Genomic DNA, 19,886 nt, shown 5'->3' with positions numbered 1-19,886 from the left:
GCGCTTCCCCTCACTTAAAGTCATGCACTGATTTCTGTTTGAACGCTTGTTTTACACTTTTATTTTCTGCAGATCGCAGGTCATAATTATAGGCAGAGATGGGCATTTTATAAAGTGCAGATCAGCTTAAGAGGGAAAGAAAGTCTTTATTCAAGCGGCAGCTTGATTTATGATATAGGCAAGGGTCAATAAATAGTGACAAACTTGTTACGAAAATGTGACCGGGCTTGCATCAAACGCCGCTTAAAGCTAACATAGAGGTAATATAGGCTACGTGTGAATAAAGGAGGTCACCTGATGTTTTTGGCAGAAGAAACAGCTCAAGCAACCAGCAACATCAATACGTTTGACTGGTTTATGCTTGCATTCACGATTTTGATCGCAATCGGCTTCGTGCGTCTTTTGAGAACGAAACCTAAGAAAAACTTTTTTGCCATCGGATTTACGTTTGTTTCGTTGGCTCTGTTCCTGTTCATCGATTACATAATGATCTTTAAGGTCTGGATGGCGTAATAAGCGCAGAGCTACAAAGCGCAGGGAAACTGTCGGTTGCTTCAATCGGCAGCTTTTTTCTGCGCATTTTTATGAAACACTCTTTCAACTGCTGCTATGTTCAGAAAATGTACAGATGTCTCTATTACAATAGCCTATACTCACAATTGGTCGAATAATGGCGAGAAGTGTGCCATTATTGGCTGTCGATCGGCAAACCTATCACTGCGCGACTGCATTCAGCTAACGACAGATATAACTAGCAGATAAGCCGGTCTTTTCTATGATTTGATTTGAGAGAGAGGAGGAAACGGCCTACGAAACATGGCCGAACGAAAGGAGAGAGTAATTATAACGCCCGGCGACTTGCCGGTTAATGCGAACATCAACATGGAGGTAAGTGGAAGATGAATAAGAAGAAACTGTCCTTATTGCTTGCGATTATGCTTTTGGTACAAGCGCTTAACGTTTCCGGCGTCTTGCACAAGGTTGAAGCGGCTTACGATCACGGCACGATAAAAGAAAATATTTTGACCGGGATGAAGCTGACAGACAAGGCTTTGCCTAGTAAGGTGTATGCTTCGGTTACGGAGTCCGTTTACTATGTGAACCCTGACCTGAAGGTGAACCTCGATCAGGCGCTAACATTGGAGTATCAGTTCAAACTGACAGACGGCCATACTTACAAAGAAAACGATACGTTTGTATTTGATCTTCCGTCTGAACTTGTTATGTATGGCGATATTGACGATGTTAATTTGAATAATGCCAACCCTGGTCTCGGTACGTTCAGCGTTAAGGGACAGAAGGTAACGATCAAGTTTGGTCCGGCTATTGAAGATAGCGGAGATTTGCCGGGCAAGCTCAGCTTCTGGACCTATTTCAATAAGGCCAGCGTTAATAACAAAACGGAAGTTAGATTGGATTTCAGCGTTGGAGATGAACTGACCATTCCGATTGCACCTGCAGGCGGTAAATCAGTCTTCAAGAAGGGTCAGGCGGACAAGACTTTTAATGCGACGAAAATTACGTGGACAATTGACGTGAACACAGAGTTGCAGAAGATCGAAGGCGCAAAAATAACTGATCCTATACCTGCCGGACTTACCTATGTGCCAGGCGGATTGAAGGTCTATCAATTGTCGGTGGGCGCTGATGGCACGATAACAAGATCGCAACAGCCGCTGACCCCTGGCCCTGGCAACGGTTATACTGCGGTTGAACCAGCGGCAGGCTCTAATAATCTGGTAATCGATTTTGGCACTACCAAAGACGCTTATCAAATTGTTTATGAAACAGACATCTCAGATCCTGCTATTTCGTCTTTTATAAATACGGCAACACTAGAAAGTACAAATAAACCAGATGTACCGTCTCCTGCCACTGTAAATAACCCGAGAGGGAAATTCTTAGAGAAATCGGGACAATACGTTGAAGCAACGCAGAAAATCAACTGGGAAGTGAAATACAACTACGGCGAGAAAGCGTTGACGCAAGCCGAACTGACCGACTTGTTCAGTGGCAAGCACAACGTTGACCCGGCTTCGATCCAAGTCATTCCGGTAACCGATCCTGTTGCTGGTACGCTGGGCACGCCGTTGACTCTAAACACAGGTTATACGATAGACTATAATGTCAGCTCGCATCCGAGATATGTGGCAGGCCAAAAAGGCTTTACCATCAAATTTGCCAATGCGACGCCAAGTACCACTGCCTATCTGATTAAGTACACGACTACGCCTGCTAGCAACGTTTATAATAATGAGGACGTTAGCAATACGGCGTATTCTGGAACGGAACAATCGAATACGGTCACTAGAAACATCAAGCAGCATTTTCTTCACAAAAATGAAGTTGGGAAAAACTATCAAGACCGTACTGTGAATTGGAAAGTCGAACTGAATAATGATAAATATTCGGTATCCAACTTGAATTATTCCGATACATTCCCGAACGGCTTGAAACTCGTACCGGGCAGCTTTGTCGTCAAGCAAAATGGCAACACGGTAACCGGCTCCGTTTATACGCTAACGTATAAAGACGGAAATCCAGACACAACAGCTGGCTTCGACATTACATTCCAGAACGGAAACTCAAGCTACACAATCGAGTACACAACGCAATACGACTATACGAATAACGTTTATCTTCCAGACAATGGCTTTCCATTTAGAAATACCGGTAAAGCGACTTGGGACGATACGGTAACAACTGGAGAAACCAAAACGGTGACCGGTACATCCGATCCGAACGGGGAGACGAAAAACAACGGGTTCAAGGATGGCAGCTATAATTCCACAACGAAACAAATAACTTGGGGAATCGGCATTAACTATAACAGTAAAGTGCTGAGCGGCGTTAAGGTAACAGATCAACTGACGTCGGTACAGACATTCGACGATTCGAAGCCGAACAACCTTAAAGTGTATGAAATGAGCGTTAATGCAAATGGCAGCACGAATAACAAAGTTGTTGAATTAACAAAAGATGTGGATTATAAAGTCACTTATGTGGCAGCGACAAAAATATTGACAGTGGAATTTTTAATTCCAACGATCAATAAGCCGTATTATATTGAATTCGTGACCGACTTTAATAATCAGGTCATTAACGACAAAAATATTGTAAATAATGCGGTATTTACATCGACAACGCCGGGTACGAGCAAAACGTTGACGGAAACGGTACACATCGATGAAGCGAACGAGTACGTTAAAAAGCAAGGTAAAGTAAGCAGCTTGCAAAGAGATTTGATCGAATGGAATCTGCAAATCAACCGCGCGCAATCTACCTTGAACGATGTGACGATTGTCGACGAGCCTAGCGATCAAACGCTTGTAAAATCGACATTCAAGCTTTATAAGGGCATTCTTAACGTAAATGATACGCCTAATGCAGCGAATCTCGTCGATCCAGCCGAGTACAAGCTTGATTTCGACGACGACGGCAATTTTACATTGTCCTTCCAAAAGAAGAACGGTCAAGGCGATTATGAGTTCTACACCATTGACCGCGGCTACACGTTAAGATATCAAACGATTGCCGATATCAAAAACGGTAAAGTCGAAAACAAAGTGAAATTTACCGGCAATGGCAACACGACTGCTTCTGGCAATGATTCGACCGAAGTGACGATTGCTTTATCCGGCGCAGACGGAGAAGCTAGTCTGTTTAACGGAAAGCTGAAAGTCGTTAAAGTAGATGCGGAAGATCATACGAAGAAATTGACTGGTGCGAACTTCGAATTGGTTCGTAAGTCTAATGGCAAAACCATCCCGCTTTCCTCTCAAGGGCTAGGGGAATACCTATACGACAAACTGCCGTTCGGCAAGTATACGTTGAAAGAGGTAGGCGCACCTAGCGGTTACGGGGTGGACGGAACAGGCATTTACGAAATTACGATTAAAGATGAGACGGAATTAGAGAAAATCATTGAAAACAAAAAACTGAAAGGCGACCTTGAAATCGTCAAAGAGGACGATACGACAGGCGCGAAACTGAAAGATGCCGTATTCCAATTGCTCGACAGCGCCGATCAGCAGGTTGGCAACGATCTGACGACGGGAACTGACGGTAAGGTTAGCGTTAGTGATCTCCCTTATGGAACGTACAAGTTGGTTGAGAAAACGGCTCCTGCCGGTTATATTTTGAAAACCAGCCCTGATACAATCACCATTAATGGACCAACTAAGACGCATACGGTGGAAAATACGAAAGTGCCGGCGCCAACGCCGACACCGACGCCAAGTGCAACGCCAACACCGACACCAACACCGACACCAACGCCGACGCCGACGCCAAGTGCAACGCCGACGCCTGGTGGTGGAGGCAACGTACCGACGCCAACACCGACACCAAGCGCAACACCAACACCAACGCCAACGCCTAGCGCAACACCAACACCTGGCGGCGGAGGCGGCGGATGGGTACCGACACCATCACCAACGCCTAGTGCAACACCAAGTGCAACACCAAGTGCAACACCAAGTGCAACACCAAGTGCAACACCAAGTGCGACGCCAAGTGCAACGCCAAACGTGAGCCCGGATCCAAGCGGTGAGCCAAGCGCAACGCCTGGCGTGACGCCAAGCACATCGCCAAGCTCTGAGCCAAGTGCGAAACCGACTTCGACTCCTCCAACGGATAATAAGGTGACGAAGGAAGATACGCCGGTGAAAGGCGAAGTGAAAGTGCCGGAGAACGGCAAGGCCGAGGAGGGTACACCACCTAAGCACGGCACAGTAACGGTAACACCAGACGGCAAATGGACGTACACGCCGGACAAAAACTTCGTAGGCAAAGACAAGTTCTCGATTATCGTGAACGACGAAGAGGTATGGATTGAAATCGAAGTGGAAGAGGAGCTTCCTCTCGGAGGGTTGAACGGTAAACCGGGAGTAGGGGTGCTTCCTAAAACAGGAGAAGAAAGCTATCTGCTTCTGCAATTGGGCGGAGCGCTGCTCATTGCGGCAGGTGCATTCCTGTTGGCTCGCAGAAAAAGAAACGGCAGAGCCTGATTGAATCCTAGCCATTAACGGCAGTTTAAAATTAAAGGGGCTGCCTCAAAGCGCTAGCGCTGAACGAGGAAACCTCAATAAGCAATAAAACATCCCGTCTCACAGTTTCATGTGAGGCGGGGTGTTTTATTTGGGACTAACGGTTGCACTCATGCGGCGAATAACGTCCTTTCTGCAGTTATTTTCTTCATTCTGACTGGTGAAAGGGGGAATAACTGCCTTTTGGCAGTTATTCCAAGCACGCCCTCGCCATTTGCGTCCACAGCGGGTTCAATAACGTCCTTTTTGCATTTATTCCCCGATTTCGACTGGAAGAAGCCAAAATAACGGCCTTTTCGCAGTTATTCCATCCCGTCGAGTAAGTGAGGTAACATGCTTTGGCGACAGCCGACCTCGTCTCACCATACAAAACCGGCCAACGGTCAACCACCATCAAGCTGGTCCCATAAATCAAAAAAAGCAGTCTGCACTAGAGTGCAGACTGCTTTAATCGGCTTATACCCACCACATTTCGCCAAGCGGCTCGCGGATCAGTACCTGTTGAAGGTTCTCGACCGCTTTCGTAAAGCCTTCGTCAACGGACATCAGTCCGTCCTCATGCTCGATGCTGACGACATAGTCGTATCCGACAAGACGAAGCGCGCTAATAATGTCGGCCCACGTTTTCAGATCGTGACCGAAGCCAACGGTGCGGAACTGCCAAGCGCGGTCCAGCATGTTCGTGTAAGGCTGCATGTCGGTCAGGCCGAAACGGTTGACGTTAATCGGATCGATCGTCGTATCCTTCGCGTGGAAGTGATGGATCGCTCCTGCACGTCCAAGAATTTGTACGGCTTGCACCGGATCGATGCCTTGCCACCACATATGACTCGGATCGAGGTTGGCGCCGATTGCTTTGCCAGCCGCTTCGCGGAGGCGGAGCAGCGTAGCCGGCGAGTGCACGGAGAAGCCGCCATGCAGCTCGAGGCCGATTTTCACGCCGTTGCTTTCCGCAATCGAACCGATCTCAGACCAATATGGAATAACTTTTTGCTCCCATTGCCAAGTCAAAATCTCTTGATAATCATTCGGCCAAGGGGCAACCGGCCAGTTCGGATATTTCGCATCCTCGTGGTCGCCTGGGCAGCCGGAGAAGGTGTTCACAACCGGCACTTCCAGACGGTTCGCAAGCTCGATCGTTTTACGAATATCGGCGTCATCTTTAGCCGCCAAATGCTTTTGCGGGTGAAGCGGGTTGGCGTGAGCGCTCAGCGCACTGATAATTAAACCGCGCGACTCTACCGCTTGTTTAAACGCTTTCAGTTTTCCAGCGTCAGCAAGCAAAACGTCCGGGTCGCAGTGAGCGTTGCCTGGGTAACCGCCGGTTCCGATCTCAACGGCCTCGAGACCTTTGGCTGCAATATAGTCAAGCGCTTCTTCGAAAGGCTTTTGTGCAAAAAGGACAGAAAATACACCTAATTTCATCTGTTTCGTTCCTCCTTAATGGGTTAGCGTCTTAATAGACCAAACTCTATTCAGTATAACATTCCCGTAGGCTCGTCACATCATGAATATCGCATCTAACCAAAAATGCATAAAAATAAGGCTAATCGGTAAACCCCTGCAACAAAATAGCTATTTTGATCGATTGTCCAAATAGGAAAATGATGGTATATTAATCTGCGATATTTTGAGATAGCAACATAAAACCGATATACAAGGAGGCCTCTTCGTTACATGTTCAAACAAGCCCGTTTGAAAAACATTCTTACGCTCGTCCTTACCGTACTGCTCGTTTTTTCGCTTTTGCCAGGCGCGGTGCTGGCAGCCCAACAAAATACGGGCAGCGAGGTCACGGTCCAACTATGGCCTAATAACTCGAAGGCGATCATTAATGGGGAGAATGTAACGATACAAGCTCCCGTTGAATTGAACGGCACCACGTTCGTGCCGCTTAGCGTTATTACGAAAGCGTTCGGTGCTGCGTTAAGCCGGAAAGGCGACAGCATTGTTTTAACCTATAACGACCGCACGGTTACCGTTACGATTGGCAGCAAAACCGTTCTAGTCAACGGATCGAAGACGACGGTATCGCTTCCTCCTTTTATCGTTAAAGGAACAACGATGGTGCCTGCGAGAGTTATTTCGGAAGCATTTGGAGCAACGATTCAGCAAGATCGGAAGTCGAAAAGCATCTTCATTAAGGGCCAACGCGCAAGCAGCACCGGTTCTGTTAGCGCCAATGGGGCGAAGGTGGGCGACAGTTACTGGGGATGGTCGCTGAGCGAGCCGGCAGGCTTAGCGATTTCCACGCAGTCCCAAGACGGCTCTTACGTCAACTGGTCGGGTTCTAACGGCAACACCAGCGAGCTTATGGTTTACAGTTATAAGGATGTCGGCAGCCTGACGAATGATGATATTTTCGACTATATGCAAGAGCTGTTCGAAGACGACGAAACGACGCTGGAGCGGCGTTCGGCCAACCGTGATGGCATGCGAGTCGAGATCGCGATTACTCGTACGACCGATGACCCGACTGTCTACGAATACCGCGGGTTTTCAAAAGGGAACGATTACTATTTAATCCTTCTTGGCGTCAAAGGAAAAGACAAATCGGGGTTATCATTCTATCAACCGCTGTTAAGCAGCTTTCAGCCAAGCTTTGACCGTTCGAACGGCAAGCTGAAGGATATAACGAAGGTGAAGGACGGTACGATCGAGTTCGGAGACGATTACTACGGCTTAACGATGAGGCTTCCGTTGGATTGGGTACGAGATGAGGAATCGTACAGCCCTCAATTTTATAGCGACAACGGATTTTTCAATATGGAAATCTATACGCTGCAGAACGGGGATACGGCGGAAAAATGGAGAGAGCAGCGGCAGAAGCTGTTCCGTCAAAACTTTGCCCAAGGATACTATAAAAACGAAAACAAATCGGAGATCGATCTGTGGGCGGGCAAAGCGCTCGTATACTCGTTCGATTTTAGCTACGATTTAGAGACGTGGTATCGCGCTAACGAAATTTATTGGATTAAAGGCAACAACAAATACTTCTTCACGTATAATTACGATGTGAAAACGGGAGCGCAAGGGGAAGCGCTGTTCAGGAAGACGATGGCTTCTCTAAAGGTAGACACTGCTCTTATCGAAAATGAATTTGAGGCTTACGACGACTATACAGACCAGATTGATTACGATGCCAAAACGACCAAAACGAGCAGCGCATTCCGTTATTCGCTCGAACTGCCGACCTACTGGACGGCGGAAGAAGATGATTTTGAATCCGAGCAATTCTATTACAGCTACGACTATTTCTCTCTGTATGGTTCAGTGGAGCGCAAGACGACCTTGAAGGAAGCGTCTGACGCTTACTACGAGGCGAGCAAAAACGATGCCGAGTACAAGAACGTGACTCGGACAGCAGTGCCAATCGGCGGCAAAGACGGCGTTCGAATCATGCTCCAGTTTACGTCAGGGAGCGGTCTTCCGACCACCGAGTACACGTATTTAACCGAGCATAACGGCAATGTGCTGCAGCTTATGTTCACCATCTATGACGCCAACGCGACACCGGAAACGTTGAAACGGCTGGAAGCAGTCGTGCAGTCGATCAAATTCCAGTAGACTTTCAAAAAAGATAGAGCGGCTCCTTCAGATGAGGAAGCCGCTCTATTCTTTTTGCCGCTGCCAGTATTGGGTGGTGGCAACTGGAGCGGCGGTTTGTTACACTAGAGCAAGCAGAATTGCTAATGGAGGAATGAGATTCGTATGACTTTTCCTATTAAAAGAGAAGATATAGAGCTGCTTGCTCCGGCTGGGGATTGGGATTGCATGCGCGCCGCTGTTGCAAATGGAGCGGATGCGATCTTTTTCGGCGTGGAGAAATTTAATGCGCGGGCGCGGGCGAACAACTTCCGCAGCGAAGAGCTGCCGGATATTATGGCCTTTTTGCACAGCTACGGAGTAAAGGGCTTCCTGACGTTCAACATTCTCGTCTTCGAGGATGAGCTGCGCGATGCGCGCACACTTATTGAAATGTGCATCGATGCCGGCGTAGATGCTGTTATTGTCCAAGATTTGGGGCTTGTGAAGCTTATTCGCGAGCTGTCGCCCGACTTCCCGATCCACGGCTCGACGCAAATGACCATTACGTCGCCGGAGGCAGTCGAATTCACGAAGCCTTTCGGGCTGGAGCGTGTCGTGCTTGGGCGCGAGAACAATTTGAAGCAAATTCGTAAAATCGGCGAACAGGCGAAGCTGCCGATGGAAGTGTTCGTACACGGCGCGCTTTGCGTTTCGTATTCCGGACAATGCCTGACGTCGGAAATGTGGGGCGGCCGCTCGGCCAACCGCGGCGAATGCGCGCAGGCTTGCCGCCTGCCGTACGATTTGATCGTCGACGGCGAGCAGAAGCTGATGGGTGACGTCGCCTACTTGTTGTCGCCGAAGGATTTGGCGGCGATTGACCTGGTGCCTGAGCTGATCGAAGCAGGCGTCGTATCGTTCAAAATCGAAGGACGGCTGAAATCGTCGGAGTATGTCGCTAACGTCGTCAGTAAGTATCGCAAGGCAATTGACCGTTATTTCGAAGGAGATCGTACGCCTCCGTCTAAAGAAGAGGTTCGCGAGCTGCAGCAAAGCTTCTCGCGCGGCTTTACGCACGGCTTCCTGGATGGCACGAACAATAAAATGCTCGTCGAAGGCACGTTTCCGAAAAGCCGCGGTGTTTATATCGGCCGCGTAGAGCGCATTATGCGTGACGCTGTAACCGTTCGCCTCGACGCGCCGTTGAAGCGCGGCGACGGCATCGTATTCGACGCTGGCGATCCGACGAAGAAGGAAGAGGGCGGCCGCGTCTACGACTTGCGCCGTCACGGCGTCAAGATCGAGGGAGAAGCGCAGGAAGGAACGCTGCTGGAGCTCGTTGCCGGTCGTAACGACGTCGATTTGCGCAAGGTGCATGTCGGCGACCGCATTTGGAAGACGAACGATCCGGCGCTGGACAAACGGCTGCGCGCAACGTTCGAGACGGAGAAGCCTTACCGGGTGTTTCCGCTGCATGTAAGCGTGCAAGGGCGGGCAGGCGAGCCGCTGCGGACCCGTTGGACCGATGTGCAGAAAGGCAACACGGTCGAAGTCGAATCGGAGCTGCTGCTGGAACAGGCGGCCAAACGTCCGATGGACGCCGCGCTGTTAGAGGATCAACTGGGCCGCTTGGGCGGCACGCTGTATCAGCTCGATCAGCTGGAGGTTGCATTGGAAGGCGACCTGATCGTGCCAATTCGTGAACTGAACCGGATGCGCAGGGAAGCGGTAGAGAAGCTCACTGGCGAGCGTCCGAAGCCGCCGATCTACGTCAAGCACTTGATCGATCCGCTGGAAGATCGAGCAAACGCGCCTGTTGAGGCTAAGAAGGAGTTGCCTGTAACCGCGCCAAGGCTGACGGCACTCTGCCGTAACTTGGAGCAAGTCGAAGCGGCTGTGCAAACCGACGTTGAGATGATTTACGCTGATTTTGAGTTTATTAAGCAGTTCCCGGCGGCGATCGAGGTCGCGCGCAAGGCAGGCAAGCCGATCGCGCTGGCGACGCCGAGAATTCATATGCCGGGCGAGAATGGCTATCACGCCAATATTCTGAAGCTGCAGCCGGATGCGGTGCTTGTCCGCAATACGGGCGCTCTGTACTACTACCTGCGCGCTCGTGCAGAAAACCCCGATCGCCCGTTTCCGAAACTGATCGGCGACTTCTCGCTGAACGTGGCGAATCATAAGGCGGTCGAGTTGTTCCAAGAGGTCGGCCTCGATTTGATTACGCCGTCTTACGACTTGAATATTCAGCAAATGGTCGACATGCTGGAGAAAGCCGATACGTCGAAGCTGGAGATTGTCATTCAGCAGCATATGCCGATGTTCCATACCGAGCATTGCGTATATTGTACGTTCATGAGCGAAGGAACCGATTATACGAACTGCGGTCGTCCTTGCGAGGATCATCGCGCGTCGTTGCAGGATCGGATCGGCATGTCGCATCCGGTTCGTGTAGACGAAGGCTGCCGAAATACGGTCTACAACGCAATTGAACAATCGGGAGCGGAATATATTCGCAATTTCTTGGAATTGGGAATCCCTTCGTATCGCGTCGAGTTTTTGGAAGAAACGCCGGAGAAGGTGCGCGAGGTGCTGGATCTTTACCGCGACGCGCTGGACGGACGAATTACCGGAACGAAAGTGTGGAAAACGCTGAAAGCGACCAATCAGCTTGGCGTTACGCGTGGACAGCTCGTTAAATAACAGATTTGCAGGTTCCATGCCGGGACCGCCGGTTGGCGGTTTCCGGCTTTTTTGCGCCCTAAAGAGGTTGTTCAAAAAGTCCACTTTTGAAAAACCGGACTTTTGAACACGTATTTAAAATATTTTCCATTCTTTGCATCCGTAACCGCGGTTGAACGCATCTATAGAGTAGAGAGGTGAGGGGATGAGTGCGGAGCGTGAAATGATCGGGCGATTGCGGAACGGGGACGGCTCCGCGCTCGAGTGGCTGATGGAGCGCTACGGCAATGATTTGCTCCGGACGGCGACGCTTTTATTAAAGGACCGCCATTTGGCGGAAGACGTCTGTCAGGACGTCTTTATCGACGCTTATCGAAAAATAGGACAGCTCAAAGCGGACGATAGCGCGCGAAGCTGGCTGCTCGCCATGACAGTGAACCGGTGCCGGGAGCGAATGCGGCTGTTTTCGTGGAAAAAACTGCTGTTTCCCGGCAAGCTGGCGGAAAGGGCGTCGGCTGCGGCGGCGGGAACTGAAGAATGGGTCGTGAAGTGGTCTATGAGGCAAGTCATATCCGCCCTGCCGTTTTATTATCGGGAAGCGATTGTACTGCACTATTATCAGGATTTGACCGTTTCGGAAATGGCGGCCTTGCTGCGAGAGCCGGAAAGCACGGTGAAGAGCAGGCTGCAACGGGGAAGAAGGCTGTTGAAACGTCGGCTGGAGGAAGGGGGATGGCAGGATGAAGCGGAAGTCTAAATTAGAAGGAGTGGACGGTGCACAGAATAATGATAACGTGCGTCGTGCGCTGATGGAAGAAATAGATGGCATCGAGGAAATAGACAGGGTCCAACACACGCTGGCAGAGAAGCCAAGTGATCGCCTGGGGAAAGAAACAATCCGCCAAGCGCTCGACAATGAATTAGACGGTTTGCGGCTTAGCGAGGAATGGATGAGGGAGACGAGCAAACGTGCGCAGCGCATTCCTTGGTGGGAACGTGAAGTGACCATATCCTGGCGTGCGGCAGCAGCCATCATGCTCATCCTGATCGTTCTGCCGACGGCCTACTGGGTGCGGGCATTGGCTGGAGATTCGGCGAACGGCGCGATGCCGTCGGATACGCTGCGTCAGGAGCCGATGATTGCCATTGCGGGCGGATGGTATCCTGAATCGGTATTGACGGAAGGGTGGCCGGATTCGGATGATTAAAGTGAAGGTTAAGACACTCTTGTTGCTGGCCGCCCTGCTGCTCGTATCGGGTACGATTTTATATATCAACCTGCCGGGGCTGCTTTACGCCAATAAAAAGTACGATGCGCTGTTGCGGCTTTTTCCTAACGATAGCAGGGCTGACCAGGCGCTGTATTGGTCGGCCGAGGATGCCAACCGTTATGAAATCGGGGATAATAGGATTTTTATTATGCCGGACAGAAGCTCTTATTCAATAGGATCAGAGAAAAAATCGCCGGAGCAGCTTGCTTACTCGATCAGTCAGTTGGAACGTTTGGTAAATGAATATTCAACATCATCAATGATTAACCATACAAAAAAGAGACTTGTCGATCTTTATGTTGAGGATCGTCAATGGGATAAGGCGGAAGTGCTAAGCGCTGAATTGCTTCAATCGGGCCGAACGGCTGACGAATGGCGCAAGGAGGAACTAAAGAAAGTCGCCGACATGCTGGCGACGAGGCATGAAGACCCTGCACGCAAGCCGATAATTTGGGGTACGCTGACGTTCGGAGGCAAGCCGGTTTCAAATGCGTATATCGTGCTCCACCGAAAAGACGACAACGGCTGGGTATCGCCTCCTTATAAATCCTATCCTATAGCTATTACGGACGAGAACGGCGTTTACCGCTTCTATGAAGCATTTACCGGCGAAGGGCTCTACGAGGTCGGCGTTGGCGTGATGCCTGAAGAAGTGAGTGGTTTTTTTCGCAATGCCGAAGGGGAGCAAGGGTTGACGATTAAGGAAGGCGTCACCGTCCACTACGACATCGATTTTGTACCGGAGGTGCGCATCATTTCCCCCAAGGATAAAGAGCTAATTACTGAGGATAAGCTGACGTTTACTTGGGAGCCTTACCCGGGAGCCAGCTATTATGTTGTTTCGCTAACCGATTTTACGAAAAATAAAGAGGGCAAGATCACCGGAGCGACAACGGCTAACCTATTCGGCAGCAAAAAATGGAGCGGAACTAGCGCGATCTATTCGATTAAGGAATTAAGACGGCTGGTGAGCAACTCAGGGAAGTCGTCTAGTGGGGAAGACAAGGAAGTTTTCCTTAATAGCGGAGGGATTTTAGGTTCGGTCTACCCCGGCGGCGAATTTTTGTGGTCGGTGGATGCTTTTGACTCAAATGATAAGAAACTAAGCAGTTCGAGCGGTTATTATACGCTTTTGAACGAAGTAACCCCTTTTTTCAGTCTCTCCGACCAGGGAAGGCTTGAGGGAGACCGGCTCGTTCAGGAGGGACGATACGAGGAGGCCATTGAAGCCTACGAGCAGGAAGGCGATAATGAGTACGCTTTAAGGGCGCTCGGGATGCTGTTCCTTAATGGCTTTACCTGGGAGGACAATGGCGACCCAGCCAAAGCTTTATCGTATTTGAAACGAATCTCCAACCCATCTGAAAGCGACAGAAATTCGATGCAAAATGCGGAGGAGCAGTTAGCCAAGAAGCAGTAGCGCACCATCCGTTTGACAGCCGCCTTGCCCTGTCATAGCATAAGAGATAACGACGATTTAAGAGAGGTTAAACGGCAATGAATTATACGGATGCATGGTACGGAAACTGGAGGCATGTTTTTAAACTCGATCCCGATAAAGAAATAACCGACGAGGCGCTTGAGGCGGTTTGCATGTCGGGCACGGATGCGATTATTATCGGAGGGTCGAGCGGCGTCACATTCGAAAATACGGTCGACCTGATGGCGCGCGTGCGCCGCTATGCGCTTGACTGCGTGCTGGAAGTGTCCACAATGGACGGGGCGGTTCCGGGATTCGACGGTTATTTTGTCCCGATCGTTCTGAATACGTCCCGCGCCGAGTGGATTAACGGAAAGCAGACTGAGGGGCTGAAGGAATACGGCACGTTCGTGCCGTGGGAGCTGACGGCTGCGCAAGGATACATTATTTTGAACGGAGAAGCGACAGCCGCTCGCATTAGCGGAGCGGATGCGGCGTTGGACGCAGAGGACGTCGTCGCTCATGTTCGCATGGCGAGCAGGCTGATGAGGCTGCCTGTCATTTATATTGAATACAGCGGCATGTTTGGAGATATGAATGTGCTGGAGGCGGCGCGCGGGGCGTTGGACGGTGACTCCAGATTGTTTTACGGCGGCGGCATCGATAATGCAGAGAAGGCGGCTCAGGCGGCTCGGCATGCGGATACCGTTGTCGTCGGCAACGTCGTGTACACCGATTTAGCTGCAGCCCTTGCTACGGTGGCGGCTGTCCGAGAGGTTCAAAGCGCTAAGGCGTAGACGTAGACGCTAGCTAGCTAGTTGGCGGAGAGAGGCATATCTCGATCCCATCGCTGTTTAGCGTGTTTTGCGTATTTTGCGCTCGCCTTTCGGCTTTTTTTCTCAAAAGGTTATTTGTCCGGCAAGCGTATGCTTGGGCGTTGGGACGAATGGCCTTTTTTCAATTAATAGGAAGGAAACGGCAACCGCCCAACTCCTAATATTTTTTGACAGAATCAAATTGACATGCAGGCGGGGCGTTGTCTACACTGATAGTTAGGCGAACAAATGCGAACAAAGGAGTATGAAGATGTATAATCCGATAAGTATCGAGCAAGCGGTGCAGAAGCTTAATCCTCCGCAGCGGGAAGCAGTTCAGGCAACGGACGGACCGCTTCTTATTATGGCCGGCGCAGGGAGCGGCAAGACGCGCGTGCTGACGCACCGCATAGCTTATTTGATCGAGAAGAAGCGGGTTGCTCCGTGGAGCATTCTGGCCATTACATTTACCAATAAAGCGGCGCGGGAGATGCAGTCGAGGGTGGCCTCGCTCATAGGGCCTGCCGGACAGGATATTTGGGTATCGACGTTCCACTCGATGTGCGTCCGTATTTTGCGGAAAGATATCGACCGGATCGGCTTTACCTCGAATTTCTCGATTCTTGATTCGGCGGACCAACTGTCCGTCATTCGCAATTGCATGAAGGACTTGAATATCGACACGAAGAAGTTTGAGCCGAAGGCTGTGCAGGCGGCTATGAGCGGTGCGAAGAACGAGCTGCTGTCGCCGGAGCGGTACGAGCAGAGAACCGGGGATTATTTTACCGACATTGTGTCGAAAGTATATAAAATGTATCAAAAGCGGCTAAAGAGCAATAATTCGCTCGACTTTGACGACCTTATTATGACGACAATTGAGCTTTTTAAGGAAATGCCGGAAGTGCTGGAGTTTTATCAGAACAAATTCCGTTACATCCATGTCGACGAGTATCAGGATACGAACCGGGCGCAATACATGCTCTGCCGGATGCTGGCCGATAAGCATCACAATATTTGCGTCGTAGGTGACAGCGACCAATCGATTTATCGTTGGCGCGGAGCTGACATTACGAATATTTTGAACTTTGAAGGCGATTATCCGGAAGCCCGGACGATTATGCTGGAGCAGAACTACCGATCCACAGCCAATATTTTGGATGCGGCCAATGCCGTGATCAACCGAAATACCGGTCGTAAACCGAAAAAGCTGTGGACCGACAGCGGGGCTGGAGAGCCGATTCAAGTGTATCAGGCGGACTCCGAGCACGATGAAGGCTACTTTGTCACCGGCGAAATTCGTAAAAACGTTAAAAACGGGCATAAATACGAAGACCACGCCATCCTATATCGGACGAACGCCCAGTCCCGGGTGATCGAGGAAATTTTGATTAAATCCGATATTCCGTATCAAATCGTAGGCGGCATCAAGTTCTACGACCGCAAAGAGATTAAAGATTTGCTTGCCTACTTGCGGCTTATCTCGAACCCGGACGACGATATTAGCTTGCAGCGGGTTATTAACGTGCCGAAGCGGGGCATCGGCGATACGACGGTCGGCAAGCTAGCAGAAGAAGCAGTGCTGAGGGGAACGTCGATTTACGGCGTGCTTGGCAATCTGCAAGGAATCGATATCAACTCCCGCACGCAAGGGCTGTTAATGGAGTTTTACGATATGATCGACAATTTAACGCGAATGGTTGATTACTTGTCGGTTACTGAGCTGACAGAGAAAGTGCTGGAGATGACGCAATACCGTATCGAGCTGCAGCGCGAGAAGACGCTCGAATCGACGGCTCGCCTTGAAAATATCGACGAATTCCTATCCGTAACGATGGATTTCGAGAAGCGAAATGATGACAAGACGCTTGTCGCGTTTCTGACCGATCTGGCACTCATCGCGGACATCGACTCGATGGATAATGCCGATGACGATGCGGCGGCTGCGGCGAGCGGCAACGTTGTCCTTATGACGATGCATAGCGCCAAAGGTCTCGAATTTCCGGTCGTGTTCATCATCGGGATGGAGGAGACGGTATTCCCTCACAGCAGGGCGCTGACAGACAACGAGGAGCTGGAGGAAGAACGGCGTCTCGCGTATGTCGGCATTACGAGAGCGGAGAAGCGGCTTTACATGACGAGCGCCAGGATGCGCACGCTGTTTGGCCGTACAAATGCGAACATGCCGTCCAGATTTTTGGAAGAGGTGCCGGATGAGCTGAAAACGTCAGCGTCGCCGGGAGGTACGATCGGTCGTTCCGCTGGCGGCGGCTTCGGATTTGGCGGCGGAGGCGGCGGACGCTCCTTTGGCGGCTCGTCAGGCTTCGGCGGAGGTAATCGCAATCAAAGCTTCGGTGCGTCAGGCAGCGGTCGTTCGGCTGCACCTGGCGCGGGTGTTCGCGTGACGACGCCGCTGGAAGTGGCCGCGAAGGCCGCTGCAGCTGCGGCAGCGAACGCTGGCGGCAATGGCCCGGCGCAACAATATGTCGCGGGGGACAAAGTCGCCCACGCGAAGTTTGGCGAAGGCACGATTGTCGCCATTAAAGGTACGGGCAACGACACGGAACTGCAAATCGCTTTCCCTGCGCCCATCGGCTTGAAGCGACTGCTCGCAAGCTTTGCACCGATTACGAAAATATGATTTGACCAATGGAAGGAGAGCTATCGATGGATGCTCATGCCGGGGAAATGGCAACGCCCGCGCAGCTTGCGCGCATGAAGGAGCTTGCGGCGGAAATTTCTGTCCACAATTATCATTATTATACGCTTGACCAACCGACGATCAGCGATGTGGATTACGACAAGCTCTATGACGAACTCGTTCGACTGGAGAAGGAGAGCGGCGTTGTGCTGGAGGATTCCCCGACGCTTCGCGTTGGCGGAGAATTACTGAAAGGATTCGAGCCTCATCGCCACCTTGCAAGATTGTGGAGTCTCGACAAAGCGCAGGACGTTGAGGATCTGCTGGCTTGGAACCAGCGGGTGCTAAAGGGAATTGCCGATTATAACGCCAAGCACCCGGACGAGAAGCCGCTTCCCGATCCGAGCTATGCAATCGAGCTGAAATTCGACGGGCTGACGCTCAACCTGACTTATGAGAACGGACAGCTTGTTCAAGCGGCTACGCGTGGAAACGGGACGGTTGGCGAGGGCATCTTGGCTCAAGTGCGTACCATTCGCTCGGTTCCGCTGACCATTCCGTTCACGGACGGTGTGATCGAAGTGCAGGGCGAAGGCATTATGAACCTGTCCGTGCTGGCTCGTTACAACGAGACGGCGGCGGATCCATTGAAAAACGCGCGGAACGGAGCGGCGGGCGCGCTGCGCAATCTTAATCCGAAGCTGACGGCAGAGCGCAAGCTGAACGCGTATTTTTATAATGTCGGCTACGCACAGGGTGTTTCTTTTGAGACGCATCAAGAGATGCAGCGGTTTTTGCGGGAAAATCTGTTTAAAGTAAATCCTTACACCGCTTACTTTGATTCTATAGAAGAAGTGCAGGGTGAGCTGCTGAAAATTGGCGAGCGCCGCAACGATCTGGACTACTTGATCGATGGAGCGGTTGTGAAGCTGACTGATATAAGGACGAGAGAAGCGTTAGGTTACACGGATAAATTCCCACGCTGGGCCGTCGCCTTCAAATTCGAAGCGGAAGAAGCCGAAACGGTGCTGGAGTCGGTTTCTTGGGAAGTTGGCCGTACAGGGAAAATAACGCCGGTAGCGCGCGTTGAGGCAGTCGAGCTTGCAGGCGTGACTGTGCAAAACTGCACGTTGAACAATATAGGCGATATTGAGCGGAAAAACTTAAAGCACGCGTTAGGCACGCTCGTTTCGATTCGCCGGTCCAACGACGTTATCCCGGAAATACTCGGCAAAGTCGACGAGGAGCCGGGGCAGGAGATCGTCTATCCGACGTTTTGTCCTTCCTGTGGCACGGAGCTTGAGCAGCGCGGCGCGCATTTATTCTGTAATAACCGCTTGGGGTGCAAGCCGCAAACGATCGGAAGAATTACGCACTTTGCTTCACGTGACGCGATGGATATCGAAACATTCAGCGTCATGACGGCGGAGCAGTTGTACGAGGAATGCGAGGTCCGGGACCCGGCTGACCTCTATGCGCTTCATTATGATGATCTAATTAAACTAGAGCGGTTTGGAGAGAAAAAAGCAAACAAGCTGCTGGATGCGTTCGAAAAGTCGAAGAGCCGCGACTTGGCTGCGTTCTTGTTCGCGCTCGGCATCCCGAATACGGGAAAAGCAACAACGAAAATGCTCGCTGATCATTATGGCGATTTAGATGCCGTAATGAAGGCGTCGGCGGAGCAATTGATCGAACTGCCTGACGTCGGAGGTATTGTAGCGGATAGTATTGTCGGTTTCTTCTCTGATCCGGTTGCTGCGGCAAGCATCGCACGCATGCGGGAATTAGGTGTGAAAGCCGAAGCTGAGAAGGCAGTCGTTGTGCGAGAGGATAGTGTCTTTAGCGGCAAGACGGTCGTGCTCACCGGTACGTTACCTGGGATGTCCCGAGATGATGCGGCCAAGAAGCTGGAGGCATTAGGCGCAAAAGTAACGGGCAGCGTGTCCAAGAAGACCGATTTCGTTATCGCCGGCGAAAGTGCCGGCAGCAAGCTGACGAAAGCGAAAGAACTAGGTATTACCGTTATTGAGGACGAGGCAGAACTGCTGCGTTTGCTTGGCGAAGTTTAATAGGTTGGAATGACCCTTCCGTTGTAATAATGACGGAAGGGTTTTATTTAGATTTCAATTGTCATAAATTACAATTTGTAATTGTGGAATAAGCGTGGTATATTATTTCTTGTCGCTTCTGAGGCACACGACTTCAACGCTTGCGAAATTGCAATAAAAGAAGTTGTTGACAAGCTTAAAGAAAGCTGATAACATAACATCTTGTCACGACAAAATGTGACAAACAAGTTCTTTGAAAACTGAACAAATGGATCACGTCAAATCCAAACTTGTTTTAAATAGCTAGTTAAGTAATGAGCAAGTCAAATTCAACTTTCATGGAGAGTTTGATCCTGGCTCAGGACGAACGCTGGCGGCGTGCCTAATACATGCAAGTCGAGCGGATCTGATGGAGTGCTTGCACTCCTGATGA

At 50.6% G+C, this 19,886-nt stretch carries 11 protein-coding genes and 1 rRNA gene; 11 read left to right on the top strand and 1 reads right to left on the bottom strand.

Annotated features, from left to right (window positions below; all coding sequences use genetic code 11):
- Positions 1-297 precede the first annotated feature (297 nt).
- Together ACFVTB_RS21675 and ACFVTB_RS21670 are read left to right on the top strand one after the other, a co-directional pair.
- Entirely contained in the window at positions 298-513 is a 216-nt protein-coding gene (locus ACFVTB_RS21675; protein ID WP_387753885.1) for a hypothetical protein, read from the top strand.
- 386 nt (positions 514-899) lie between these two features.
- On the top strand, positions 900-5,009 hold the full coding sequence (locus ACFVTB_RS21670; protein ID WP_387753883.1) for a collagen binding domain-containing protein: 4,110 nt from the start codon (positions 900-902) through the stop codon (positions 5,007-5,009).
- 495 nt (positions 5,010-5,504) lie between these two features.
- Here ACFVTB_RS21670 and ACFVTB_RS21665 read toward each other — a convergent pair whose 3' ends face one another.
- Positions 5,505-6,473 (bottom strand): sugar phosphate isomerase/epimerase family protein, encoded by a 969-nt coding sequence (locus tag ACFVTB_RS21665; protein WP_387753881.1) that lies wholly within the window; start codon positions 6,471-6,473, stop codon positions 5,505-5,507.
- A 252-nt stretch (positions 6,474-6,725) separates the two neighbouring features.
- Between ACFVTB_RS21665 and ACFVTB_RS21660 the strand changes: the two genes are divergently transcribed.
- The 9 genes from ACFVTB_RS21660 to ACFVTB_RS21620 form a co-directional block, all read left to right on the top strand.
- On the top strand, positions 6,726-8,615 hold the full coding sequence (locus ACFVTB_RS21660) for a copper amine oxidase N-terminal domain-containing protein (RefSeq protein ID WP_387753879.1): 1,890 nt from the start codon (positions 6,726-6,728) through the stop codon (positions 8,613-8,615).
- 144 nt (positions 8,616-8,759) lie between these two features.
- Entirely contained in the window at positions 8,760-11,282 is a 2,523-nt protein-coding gene (locus tag ACFVTB_RS21655; protein ID WP_387753877.1) for a U32 family peptidase, read from the top strand.
- Positions 11,283-11,466: 184 nt separating this feature from the next.
- Positions 11,467-12,018, top strand: coding sequence for an RNA polymerase sigma factor (locus tag ACFVTB_RS21650; RefSeq protein ID WP_387753874.1), 552 nt, complete (start codon positions 11,467-11,469; stop codon positions 12,016-12,018).
- Positions 12,002-12,469 carry a hypothetical protein gene (locus ACFVTB_RS21645; RefSeq protein WP_387753871.1) on the top strand — a complete coding sequence of 156 codons (468 nt, stop codon included), beginning with the start codon at positions 12,002-12,004 and terminating at the stop codon, positions 12,467-12,469. The genes ACFVTB_RS21650 and ACFVTB_RS21645 overlap by 17 nt, the downstream gene beginning before the upstream one ends.
- On the top strand, positions 12,462-13,952 hold the full coding sequence (locus ACFVTB_RS21640; protein WP_387753869.1) for a tetratricopeptide repeat protein: 1,491 nt from the start codon (positions 12,462-12,464) through the stop codon (positions 13,950-13,952). Before ACFVTB_RS21645 ends, ACFVTB_RS21640 begins: the two co-directional genes overlap by 8 nt.
- A 77-nt stretch (positions 13,953-14,029) precedes the next feature.
- Positions 14,030-14,749: a heptaprenylglyceryl phosphate synthase gene (gene pcrB, locus ACFVTB_RS21635; RefSeq protein ID WP_387753867.1), complete on the top strand. Its 720-nt coding sequence runs from the start codon at positions 14,030-14,032 to the stop codon at positions 14,747-14,749.
- 289 nt (positions 14,750-15,038) lie between these two features.
- Positions 15,039-17,405 carry a DNA helicase PcrA gene (gene pcrA / locus ACFVTB_RS21630; protein ID WP_387753865.1) on the top strand — a complete coding sequence of 789 codons (2,367 nt, stop codon included), beginning with the start codon at positions 15,039-15,041 and terminating at the stop codon, positions 17,403-17,405.
- A gap of 26 nt (positions 17,406-17,431) precedes the next feature.
- Complete coding sequence (gene ligA / locus ACFVTB_RS21625; protein ID WP_387753863.1) at positions 17,432-19,474, top strand: NAD-dependent DNA ligase LigA; 2,043 nt, start codon at positions 17,432-17,434, stop codon at positions 19,472-19,474.
- Between the two features lie 314 nt (positions 19,475-19,788).
- Positions 19,789-19,886 (top strand): 16S ribosomal RNA (locus ACFVTB_RS21620); the annotation flags it as partial.

Origin of the sequence: Paenibacillus sp. NPDC058071 (assembly GCF_042885235.1) — a bacterium.
Taxonomy (GTDB): domain Bacteria; phylum Bacillota; class Bacilli; order Paenibacillales; family Paenibacillaceae; genus Pristimantibacillus.
This window is presented reverse-complemented; position numbering and strand designations above follow the sequence as displayed.

What these genes read in the sequence shown, in the direction of transcription:
- ACFVTB_RS21675 (WP_387753885.1), top strand. Translation starts at nt 298, where the DNA reads ATGTTTTTGGCAGAAGAAACAGCTCAAGCAACCAGCAACATCAATACG.
- ACFVTB_RS21670 (WP_387753883.1), top strand. Translation starts at nt 900, where the DNA reads ATGAATAAGAAGAAACTGTCCTTATTGCTTGCGATTATGCTTTTGGTA.
- ACFVTB_RS21665 (WP_387753881.1), bottom strand. Translation starts at nt 6,473, where the DNA reads ATGAAATTAGGTGTATTTTCTGTCCTTTTTGCACAAAAGCCTTTCGAA.
- ACFVTB_RS21660 (WP_387753879.1), top strand. Translation starts at nt 6,726, where the DNA reads ATGTTCAAACAAGCCCGTTTGAAAAACATTCTTACGCTCGTCCTTACC.
- ACFVTB_RS21655 (WP_387753877.1), top strand. Translation starts at nt 8,760, where the DNA reads ATGACTTTTCCTATTAAAAGAGAAGATATAGAGCTGCTTGCTCCGGCT.
- ACFVTB_RS21650 (WP_387753874.1), top strand. Translation starts at nt 11,467, where the DNA reads ATGAGTGCGGAGCGTGAAATGATCGGGCGATTGCGGAACGGGGACGGC.
- ACFVTB_RS21645 (WP_387753871.1), top strand. Translation starts at nt 12,002, where the DNA reads ATGAAGCGGAAGTCTAAATTAGAAGGAGTGGACGGTGCACAGAATAAT.
- ACFVTB_RS21640 (WP_387753869.1), top strand. Translation starts at nt 12,462, where the DNA reads ATGATTAAAGTGAAGGTTAAGACACTCTTGTTGCTGGCCGCCCTGCTG.
- pcrB (WP_387753867.1), top strand. Translation starts at nt 14,030, where the DNA reads ATGAATTATACGGATGCATGGTACGGAAACTGGAGGCATGTTTTTAAA.
- pcrA (WP_387753865.1), top strand. Translation starts at nt 15,039, where the DNA reads ATGTATAATCCGATAAGTATCGAGCAAGCGGTGCAGAAGCTTAATCCT.
- ligA (WP_387753863.1), top strand. Translation starts at nt 17,432, where the DNA reads ATGGATGCTCATGCCGGGGAAATGGCAACGCCCGCGCAGCTTGCGCGC.